Below are 9,912 nucleotides of genomic sequence, written 5' to 3' on the forward strand. Positions count from 1 at the left end.
GGAATTCGTCACAGATCTGGTCTTCCATTAAGAGGACAAAGAACTAAAAACAATTCTAGAACAAGAAAAGGTAAAAGAAAAACTGTTGCTAACAAGAAAAAGCAACTAAATAACAAATGATATGGCTAAAGTAGCAGCAAAAAAACGTAAAGTTATAGTAGAGTCAACAGGCGAAGCTCATATTAGTGCAACTTTTAACAACATCATCATTTCTTTGACAAACAAAAAAGGTGAAGTTGTTTCTTGGTCGTCAGCTGGTAAAATGGGTTTTAGAGGTTCTAAAAAGAACACTCCATACGCTGCTCAAATGGCTGCTGAAGATTGTTCAAAAGTAGCGATGGAAGCTGGTATGAAAAAAGTGAAAGTATATGTAAAAGGACCAGGTAACGGACGTGAGTCTGCTATCAGATCTTTGCACAATGCTGGAATTGAAGTAACAGAGATTATCGATGTTACGCCACTTCCTCACAATGGGTGTCGTCCTCCAAAAAGACGTAGAGTATAATTTTATAGTAGTAAGTATAATAGGTAGAATTTAAGATTATCGAAGGATATGACCTGAATTCATAATCTCTACCTTAAATTAAATTTTTAGAAATGGCAAGATATACTGGTCCAAGTACAAGAATAGCTCGTAAATTTGGCGAAGCTATTTTCGGAGATGATAAATCATTCGAAAAAAGAAATTACCCACCTGGACAACACGGGATGGCTAAAAAAAGAGGAAAAAAATCTGAATTTGCTATCCAGTTAATGGAAAAACAAAAAGCTAAATATTCTTACGGAATTTTAGAAAAACAATTCAGAGGTTTATTTAAAAAAGCTGCAGCTTCAAAAGGTGTAACTGGTGAAATCCTTTTACAATTGTGCGAAGCGCGTTTAGATAACGTAGTTTATAGAATGGGTATTGCTCCAACTAGAAGAGCGGCAAGACAAATCGTATCTCACAGACACGTGACTGTAAACGGTGAACTTGTAAATGTACCTTCATACCATCTAAAACCTGGTGACAAAGTTGCTGTTCGTGAAAAATCTAAATCATTAGAAGCTATCGACCGTTCTTTATCAAATTCAAGTCATGTTTATGAGTGGATTACATGGAATAATGCACAAATGGAAGGAACTTTTGTTTCTGTTCCTGCAAGATTGCAAATTCCAGAAAACATTAAAGAACAACTAATCGTCGAATTGTACAACAAATAATAATTGACATCAGTCTTATAATTTATGGCATTATTTAATTTTCAGAAGCCCGATAAAGTTATCATGATCGATTCAACCGATTTTGAAGGTAAGTTTGAATTCAGACCTTTAGAACCTGGTTACGGATTAACCGTTGGTAACGCACTTAGAAGAGTTTTACTTTCTGCTTTAGAAGGTTACGCAATCACATCTATCCGTATAGAAGGTGTAGATCACGAATTCTCAACTATTCCTGGAGTTGTTGAAGATGTTACAGAAATTATCCTTAATCTTAAACAAGTACGTTTCAAACGTCAAATTGAAGATATCGATAACGAATCTGTTACACTTGCAATCTCAGGAAAAAATCAAATTACTGCTGGTGATTTCCAAAAATATATTTCAGGATTTCAAGTATTAAACCCAGAATTGGTAATTTGTAACTTGGACAGTAAAGTGAGCCTTAACATGGAAATGACTATCGAAAAAGGTAGAGGATATGTTCCAGCTGAGGAAAACAAAAAACAAAATGCTGCGATTGGTACTATTTTTACCGATTCTATCTTTACACCAGTAAAGAATGTGAAGTATGCAATTGAAAACTTCCGTGTAGAGCAAAAAACAGATTATGAAAAATTAGTTTTTGAAATAAAAACTGACGGTTCTATTAATCCTAAAGATGCTCTTACTGAAGCTGCAAAAGTATTAATTCACCATTTCATGTTGTTTTCTGACGAAAGAATTACACTTGAAGCTGATGAAATAGCTCAAACAGAATCTTATGACGAAGAGTCATTACATATGAGACAATTGCTTAAAACTAAGCTTGTTGATATGGATCTTTCTGTAAGAGCACTAAATTGCTTAAAAGCAGCTGAAGTTGATACATTAGGAGACTTAGTATCATTCAACAAAAATGACTTAATGAAATTCCGTAATTTTGGAAAAAAATCTTTAACAGAACTAGACGAACTAGTAGCTATTAAAAATTTAACCTTCGGAATGGATTTAGCAAAATACAAATTAGATAAAGAATAAATTACTTCATATTTTGCTCTCCAAAGCGGATTGAAGCAAGATGAAGGTTAAAAAAGATAGTCATGAGACACGGAAAAAAATTCAATCACTTAAGCAGACAAAAAGGTCACAGAGCAGCGATGCTTGCAAATATGGCTTGTTCTCTAATCGAGCACAAACGTATTAACACTACTGTTGCTAAAGCAAAAGCGCTTAAACAATTTGTTGAGCCGCTTATAACAAAATCTAAAGACGATACAACTCACAATCGTCGTATATGTTTCGCTTACTTACGTAGCAAATATGCAGTAACTGACTTGTTCAGAGATGTAGCAGCTAAAGTAGGTGATCGTCCAGGAGGATACACACGTATTATCAAATTAGGTAATCGTTTAGGAGATAATGCTGATATGGCAATGATCGAATTAGTAGATTTCAACGAACTATACAATGGTGGTAAGAAAGAAGAAGTGAAAACTAAAAGCCGTCGTGGTGGAAAAGCTAAAAAAGCTGAACCAACTACAGATGCGCCTGAAGCTTCATCTGATGAAACAACTGAAACTGCAGAATAATGATTTTCAATATTCTATAAATCAAAAGGGTAAACTAGCAATAGTTTATCCTTTTTTTTTGAAGCGAATTTTTGAGCTTTATCAGTAAATTATATTCCTGCTGTCGTTGCAATCCACGCCCAAAAGCGTGGGATTTTCACTCCATCAGGGCTAAAAAGTAAATTATTTGAATACTTGAAAAAAAACATTTCCTTAGTCGATTTGATACAGTTTAATGAAAAAAACTTTATTTTTGTACCACAACTAACAACAACAATGCAACACACAACAAAACAACCAGCAATTTTACTACTAAGTGACGGTACTATCTTTCACGGAAAATCAATCGGAATAAGCGGAACCACATTTGGGGAAGTATGTTTCAATACAGGAACAACAGGTTACCAAGAAATATTCACAGACCCATCTTATTTCGGACAAATCATGGTTGCCACCAACGCACACATAGGAAATTACGGTGTAAATAAAGATGAAATAGAATCAGATAGAATCATGATTTCGGGATTAGTTTGCAAAAATTTTTCCGATTTTCATTCCCGTCCAGATTCAGAAAGTAATCTATTCGATTATTTCAAAAAACAAAACCTAGTTTGCATTTCCGATGTAGATACTCGAGCACTCGTGAGTTACATACGTGATAACGGAGCTATGAATTCTGTAATTTCTACCGACGGAACTTCAATAGAAGAACTAAAAGGGCAATTGGCTCAAATTCCAGAGATGAAAGGGTTAGAGTTGGCTTCAAAGGTTTCTACAAAAACTCCCTATTTTTATGGAAATGAAACTGCAAAATATAAAATATCAGCTTTGGATTTAGGAATTAAAACTAACATACTTCGCAATCTTGCCAAAAGAGACTGTTATATTAAAATATTTCCATACAATGCAACGTATCAGGATTTAAAGAGCTTTAATCCAGACGGATATTTTTTATCTAATGGACCTGGAGATCCAGACCCTTTGGAAAGCGCTATTTCAGTTGCTAAAGAAATCATTTCGAATAATAATCCACTTTTTGGAATATGTTTAGGACATCAAGTAATTGCATTAGCAAATGGCGTTTCAACTTATAAAATGTTCAACGGACATAGAGGAATAAATCATCCTGTTAAAAATCTAATAACAGGTAAAGGCGAAATAACTTCTCAAAATCACGGATTCGCTGTCAATAAAGAAGAATTAGACAATCATCCTGATTTAGAAATCACACATTTACATATCAATGACTTGACTGTTGCAGGAATGCGTATGAAAAGCAAAAACTGCTTTTCGGTACAATACCATCCAGAAGCAAGTCCTGGACCACACGATTCTAGTTATTTGTTTGATGATTTTATCGAAAATATAAAACTTTCAAAAAACTAAGATACATTTGTAATAAATCTAAAGTCTAAAATCATAAATCTAAAATTATAATGAGCATAATTATCAAAATTCACGCAAGACAAATTTTCGATTCAAGAGGAAATCCTACTATCGAAGTCGATGTAATAACCGAAAATGGTGTTTTAGGACGCGCTGCAGTTCCTTCTGGAGCTTCAACTGGCGAACACGAAGCTATGGAATTGCGTGATGGCGGAAAAGCTTATCTAGGAAAAGGCGTTTTAAAAGCCGTAGAAAATGTAAACTCGATAATCGCAGCCGAATTACTTGGAACTTCTGTTTTCGAGCAAAATCTAATCGATAAAATGATGATCGATTTAGACGGAACGCCTAATAAATCAAATCTAGGGGCAAATGCAATTCTTGGTGTTTCTTTAGCAGCAGCAAAAGCAGCGGCTAACGAATTAGGATTACCGTTATACAGATATATTGGTGGTGTTTCTGCCAATACATTACCAGTTCCTATGATGAATATCATTAACGGTGGTTCACATTCTGATGCGCCAATTGCGTTTCAAGAATTTATGATTATACCAGTTTCTGCGACTTCATTTACACAAGCGATGCAAATGGGAACAGAAATTTTCCATCACTTGAAAAAAGTTTTGCATGACAGAGGTTTATCTACAGCAGTAGGTGATGAAGGTGGTTTTGCACCTAATTTAGCTGGCGGAACCGAAGATGCTTTGGATACAATCAAAAAAGCAGTAGAAGGTGCAGGATATACTTTTGGCGACGATATTATGATTGCTTTAGACTGTGCCGCTTCAGAATTTTATGTAGACGGAAAATACGATTATACAAAGTTCGAAGGAGCAACAGGAAAAATCAGAACATCAGAAGAACAAGCAGATTATTTAGCCGAATTGGCTTCAAAATATCCAATTATTTCTATCGAAGACGGAATGTACGAAGACGATTGGAAAGGTTGGAAATACCTAACCGAAAAAATCGGACACAAAACACAATTAGTTGGAGATGACTTATTTGTAACGAATGTAACGCGTTTGTCACGAGGAATTTCAGAAGGAATTGCCAATTCAATCTTGGTAAAAGTGAATCAAATCGGAACATTAACCGAAACTATTGCAGCCGTAAATATGGCTCATAACGCAGGATATACATCAGTTATGTCGCACCGTTCTGGCGAAACCGAAGATAGTACTATTGCCGATTTGGCAGTAGCATTAAATTGCGGCCAAATAAAAACTGGTTCAGCTTCTCGTTCTGACCGTATGGCAAAATACAACCAATTGTTAAGAATTGAAGAAGAATTAAATGATGTGGCTTATTTTCCAGGAGTAAGAGCATTCAAAAAATAAATTATTTTTCAGGAGCTATTTCCCGCTTTTCGCTTCAAGTACTCACTCAAAAAACTATTTTTCTAAACAGCAACAGGAGCTTCCTTTGGTCGCTCTGTTGTTGCAAGAAAAATCAGTTTTTTTTATTTCGTAGCTTTCCGCTTCACTCGGGGCTAGAAAGTAACAGTCAATTAAGTAACAAAATTTAAAATTAAATATTCATTATTCAAAACTTATATGAATTAAAGTTTTCAATAAAAAGACCTAATTTTTAATGTAATTTCGACTCTACGTCTTTGCGAGATGAGAGAAAAATAGAAAACTTAAACTAACCAATTTGACTTATGAGTTACAAAATAAAATAAAATTCTTTCAATATTCAATATAAATACACCCAAAACAGACTTATCAAGCCTTCATTTTTAAAATAAAATAGCTTTTACCAATTATTTAACTAAAACGATACATGAATTCTTTTTTAATTAGTAAGGAATTTCATAGCTTTGTTAAATTAAATATTTTAGATAAATTCCCAAATTATATTATGTCAAATACAGCAACAATAGAAATTGATGGCAAAAAGTATGAATTTCCAACAATAACAGGAAGTGAAAATGAAGTAGCTATAGATATTAGTAAACTAAGAGATTTAACTGGAGCCATCACTATGGATCCAGGTTACAAAAACTCAGGAGTTTGTAAATCAGAAATAACATTCCTAGACGGAGAAGAAGGAATCCTACGTTACAGAGGATATTCTATCGAGGATTTAGCTGACAAAGCCGATTTTCTTGAGGTTTCTTATTTAGTTATTTTTGGGGAGTTACCTACAAAAGTAGAATTAGAAAGATTTGAAAACAATATTCGTAAATACACTTTGGTGAACGAAGAGATGAAAAACATCATCGATGGTTTTCCTAAAACAGCACACCCAATGGGAGTTCTGTCTTCGTTAACAAGTGCGTTAACAGCTTTTAATCCAAAAGTTGTTAATGTAGAAAACGAAAAAGAAATGTATGAGGCTGTTTGTAAAACTATGGGTAAATTCCTAGTTCTTGCCACTTGGACATTTAGAAAAAGTATGGGCTATCCCTTAAATTATTACGATAATACAATAGGATACGTAGAAAATTTTATGCAATTAATGTTTAAATTACCTACAAGTCCTTATGCAGCAAGCCCAGTTGTAGTAGCAGCGTTAGATAAATTGTTTATACTTCACGCAGACCACGAACAAAACTGTTCTACATCAACAGTAAGAATGGTAGGTTCATCACATGCGGGATTATTTGCTTCAATTTCAGCAGGAGTTTCTGCTCTTTGGGGGCCACTTCACGGTGGTGCAAATCAAGCGGTGCTTGAAATGTTAGAGGATATTCAAAAAGACGGTGGTGATGCAGAAAAATATTTGGCTAAAGCGAAAGACAAAAATGATGAATTTCGTTTGATGGGATTCGGGCATAGAGTTTATAAGAATTTTGATCCAAGAGCAAAAATCATCAAAAAAGCAGCCGATGAAGTATTAAGAACTTTAGGTGTTGATGATCCAATTCTTCAAATCGCAAAAAAACTAGAAGAATCGGCACTAGTAGATGAGTATTTTGTGTCTAGAAAATTATATCCAAACGTAGATTTCTATTCAGGAATTATATACAGAGCATTAGGGATTCCTACGGATATGTTTACAGTTTTATTTGCAATTGGTCGCCTTCCAGGTTGGATAGCACAGTGGAAAGAAATGCGTGAAAATAAAGAACCTATTGGTCGTCCTCGTCAAGTTTATACAGGTCATCCGTTAAGAGATTTTGTTCCAGTAGAAAAAAGATAATTTCTCAAAATAATTTAAACGAAAAGCTTCTCTTAATCGAGAAGCTTTTTTTATATTTGCTCACAAGCCAAAAGCTATTTTATGTTAGAAATACATGTACAAAACGAATTTTCAAGATTAAGAGCAGTCGTATTAGGATCTGCAATAAATAATGGACCAACTCCAACTGCTGATGAAGCGTATGATCCAAAATCGTTAGAACATATTCTGGCAGGAACATATCCTTTTGAAAAAGATATGATTGCTGAGATGGAAGCTTTCAATAAAGTCTTTCAAAAATACGATGTCAAAGTGTATCGTCCTGAAATTATAGAAAATTACAACCAGATCTTTACTCGAGATATTGGTTTTGTAATAGATGATACTTTTATCAAAGCCAATATTTTGCCCGATAGAGAAAGAGAGTTAGATGCAATTCAGTATATAATCGACCAGGTTAATCCAGCAAAAGTAGTTCGCCCGCCCGAAGAAGTACATATTGAAGGAGGTGATGTAATTTTGCATAATGACTATATTTTTATCGGAACTTATAAAGGTTCAGATTACAAAGATTACATTACAGCAAGAACCAATATGGCAGGAGTAAATTATATTAAGAATTTATTTCCAAATAAAATTGTCAAAGAATTTGACTTAGTAAAATCTAAAATAGAAGCTCATGATAATGCTTTGCATCTTGATTGTTGTTTTCAACCGGTAGGTCAAGGAAAAGGCATTATATACAAAAGCGGTTTCCGCGAAGAGGCTGATTATATGTTTTTAGTAAACCTTTTTGGAAAAGAAAACCTATTTCATATTACCCGTGACGAAATGTATAATATGAATTCGAATGTGTTTTCTATTGATGATAATGTTGTCGTTTCAGAAAAAAACTTCACAAGATTAAATAATTGGCTTCGTGATAACGGATTTACCGTCGAAGAAATTCCGTATGCTGAAATTGCCAAACAAGAAGGCTTGTTGCGTTGCTCAACTTTGCCATTAATTAGAGATTAGATTTTGTTTAAAGTTTAAGGTTTACAAAACAACCTTAAGCTTTAAACTTTTAAACAAAACATAAAAATGAACCAAACCACAAATTCCATACTCATGATTCGCCCAGTGGCGTTTCGTATGAACGAGCAAACTGCAGTAAACAATTATTACCAAAAAGTTCTTGATGGACTTTCGCCAGAAACAGTTAATACTAAAGCCCAAGAAGAGTTTGATACTTTTGTAAATAAACTACGAATGGTCGGTATTGATGTAACTGTAATTGACGATACAGTAGAGCCAAGCACTCCAGATTCTATTTTTCCGAACAACTGGATTTCATTTCATGAAAATGGTGATGTCGTTTTGTATCCGATGTTTGCCGAAAATAGGAGATTAGAACGTCGTGAAGAAATTTTAGATATTCTTGAAGATAAAGGTTTTGTGGTTAATGAAATTATGGATTATTCTTCGGCCGAAGAAGACAGTTTTTTCCTAGAAGGAACAGGAAGTATTGTTTTAGATAGAGAAAATGACAAAGCGTATTGTGCACTTTCGCCTCGTGCAGATGAAGAATTATTTATCGAATTTTGCGAAGATTTTGAATATACTCCAGTAATTTTCGAAGCTTTTCAAACTGTTGGTAAGGAACGAAAACTCATCTATCATACGAATGTAATGATGTGTGTTGCCGATACTTTTGCAGTTATTTGTGCCGATTGTATAGATGACAAGAAAGAACGAAAAATGGTTCTAGATAGTCTAAAATCTGATGGAAAAGAAGTTATTCTAATCACAGAAGATCAGATGAATAATTTTGCAGGAAACATGCTCGAATTGCAAGGAGCAGACGAGCGTCGTTATCTTATTATGAGCGCATCGGCTCACAAGAGTTTAACCAAAAAACAAGTTGCGCAACTAGAGGAACATATTACAATTCTTAGTTCAAGTTTAGATACTATCGAAGCCTGTGGTGGCGGAAGCGCCCGTTGTATGATGGCGGAAATTTTCTTGCCTAAAGAATAGTTTTAAAATATCAAAGTAAAAGTCCAAATTCTAATTTAGAATTTGGACTTTTACTTTAACCAAACATTAGTTAAATAGGTACTCCAAACTGTTTTAGTATTTTTTCCAAATTGTTTTTCTTCTTGCAAAAGGGTTACATTTTGCATAATATTTCTAATTGTATGTTTTGCTTTTCCTTTAGAGACTTGTAATGTATAACCAATTGTCCACCAACTTTGATTTTTAGTATCAGTTTGCACATAAGACTCACTCATGTTCTCAATAATAAAAAAACAATTTTCATTAGATTTAGCCACTAAATCTATAAAATCATTCAATGAAATCTCTTTTGCAGTTTCATTTACAAAATTTGGAATCTTACTATTTTCATTTTTAAATAATTTCTTAATTTCAGTAATAGTTTGTTGCTTCAATTCTGGATTTACTTCTGTTTTCCCTAAAATATTCAAATAACTATAGAATTCTTTAATCTTATTTTCTGATTTTATTTGATAAGCTCTAACAGTTTTTACTGCCAGTTTTGATTTATTTTCAGCATTTTGACTAAACACAATGCTGTTTATCAAAAGAAGTAAAGCTGTAATTATATTTTTTAGTTTCATTATTTCTGAAGGTATTTTATCGAAATTAT

10 protein-coding genes are annotated in these 9,912 nt (G+C 33.7%); 9 read left to right on the plus strand and 1 reads right to left on the minus strand.

The window, feature by feature from the left end:
• Positions 1-121 precede the first annotated feature (121 nt).
• From rpsK to ctlX, 9 genes are all read left to right on the plus strand, one after another.
• Positions 122-505 carry a 30S ribosomal protein S11 gene (gene rpsK, locus ACHZC3_RS07960; RefSeq protein WP_394759331.1) on the plus strand — a complete coding sequence of 128 codons (384 nt, stop codon included), beginning with the start codon at positions 122-124 and terminating at the stop codon, positions 503-505.
• 92 nt (positions 506-597) lie between these two features.
• The gene (gene rpsD / locus ACHZC3_RS07965; RefSeq protein ID WP_394759332.1) at positions 598-1,203 is read left to right on the plus strand and encodes a 30S ribosomal protein S4; all 606 of its coding nucleotides are present in this window, start codon (positions 598-600) and stop codon (positions 1,201-1,203) included.
• Positions 1,204-1,227: 24 nt separating this feature from the next.
• Positions 1,228-2,220 carry a DNA-directed RNA polymerase subunit alpha gene (locus tag ACHZC3_RS07970; RefSeq protein ID WP_394759333.1) on the plus strand — a complete coding sequence of 331 codons (993 nt, stop codon included), beginning with the start codon at positions 1,228-1,230 and terminating at the stop codon, positions 2,218-2,220.
• 62 nt (positions 2,221-2,282) lie between these two features.
• Positions 2,283-2,771 (plus strand): 50S ribosomal protein L17, encoded by a 489-nt coding sequence (rplQ, locus tag ACHZC3_RS07975; protein WP_394759334.1) that lies wholly within the window; start codon positions 2,283-2,285, stop codon positions 2,769-2,771.
• A 255-nt stretch (positions 2,772-3,026) separates the two neighbouring features.
• Positions 3,027-4,136: a glutamine-hydrolyzing carbamoyl-phosphate synthase small subunit gene (carA, locus tag ACHZC3_RS07980; protein WP_394759340.1), complete on the plus strand. Its 1,110-nt coding sequence runs from the start codon at positions 3,027-3,029 to the stop codon at positions 4,134-4,136.
• A gap of 50 nt (positions 4,137-4,186) precedes the next feature.
• Positions 4,187-5,476, plus strand: coding sequence for a phosphopyruvate hydratase (gene eno / locus ACHZC3_RS07985; protein ID WP_394759335.1), 1,290 nt, complete (start codon positions 4,187-4,189; stop codon positions 5,474-5,476).
• Positions 5,477-5,999: 523 nt separating this feature from the next.
• Entirely contained in the window at positions 6,000-7,283 is a 1,284-nt protein-coding gene (locus ACHZC3_RS07990; RefSeq protein WP_394759336.1) for a citrate synthase, read from the plus strand.
• 81 nt (positions 7,284-7,364) lie between these two features.
• The gene (locus tag ACHZC3_RS07995; RefSeq protein WP_394759337.1) at positions 7,365-8,279 is read left to right on the plus strand and encodes a dimethylarginine dimethylaminohydrolase family protein; all 915 of its coding nucleotides are present in this window, start codon (positions 7,365-7,367) and stop codon (positions 8,277-8,279) included.
• 66 nt (positions 8,280-8,345) lie between these two features.
• Positions 8,346-9,281, plus strand: coding sequence for a citrulline utilization hydrolase CtlX (gene ctlX, locus ACHZC3_RS08000; protein ID WP_394759338.1), 936 nt, complete (start codon positions 8,346-8,348; stop codon positions 9,279-9,281).
• Positions 9,282-9,331: 50 nt separating this feature from the next.
• On the opposite strand, the gene ACHZC3_RS08005 is transcribed toward ctlX, so the two are convergent.
• The coding region (locus ACHZC3_RS08005) for a hypothetical protein (protein ID WP_394759339.1) at positions 9,332-9,912 on the minus strand (581 nt) is incomplete at its 5' end.

This window comes from Flavobacterium sp. (assembly GCF_043720215.1).
Lineage (GTDB): Bacteria > Bacteroidota > Bacteroidia > Flavobacteriales > Flavobacteriaceae > Flavobacterium.